At 38.5% G+C, this 660-nt stretch carries 2 protein-coding genes; both read right to left on the reverse strand.

The annotated features are described in order from the left end of the window. Positions 1 to 226 (reverse strand): AbrB/MazE/SpoVT family DNA-binding domain-containing protein (locus BTA31_RS22180; protein WP_076794286.1); only part of this gene is annotated, 226 nt, incomplete at its 3' end. Positions 227 to 378: 152 nt separating this feature from the next. Next, positions 379 to 660, reverse strand: a 282-nt coding sequence (locus BTA31_RS22185; protein WP_142243773.1) for a C40 family peptidase, incomplete at its 5' end; no start/stop codon positions are given.

The following is a 660-nucleotide window of genomic DNA, read 5'->3' on the forward strand; positions in this document are numbered from 1 at the left end:
CAGGGCTTAACACAATTCCTCCTGACACAGTCACATTTTTATCGGACACCTCGCCGGTTACCATACACATCTGATCCTTTAGATACTTACGTATAATAATATTTTCATCCTCTACAAAATACTCCACAGGGTCATTTCCATCAATTTCTAAACCCTTCCTTATGGGTCTTGGTAAAATAACTCGTCCAAAATCATCGATTTTACGAATAATGGTTGCACTCTTCATAAGATTACAGACACCTCACCTGATAGACAGATTCTTTTTCTTCTTTATTGAGTTATGATACAAAAAAAGGAAATGCACAAAAATAATCATTTAGAACAGCTTGACGGTAAGTTTCTAAAGCATCCTTATCGTCAAGCTGAAAAATGGATTTTTTAGAAAGCATATCGTTTTGCGCCAAGATAGCGCTGCTTCCAATATGAATTGTTCATATCACTGATGCTGACTCCCGAATCATTCGCATTGATAAATTTTCCGTTCCCTAAATAAATGCCAATATGGGAAGGACCTGCTTTATATGTCGAGAAGAAAACGAAATCCCCTCTTGAAGGCGTGCTGACAGGCGTCATGATATTCCAATATCCGACCGCGCTCAATCTAGAAACGGATGTGACTTTGTTGAGCACATAATAGATAAAGCCGCTGCAGTCAAAACC

It is taken from the genome of Bacillus haynesii (genome assembly GCF_001969855.1).
Classification (GTDB): Bacteria; Bacillota; Bacilli; order Bacillales; family Bacillaceae; genus Bacillus; species Bacillus haynesii.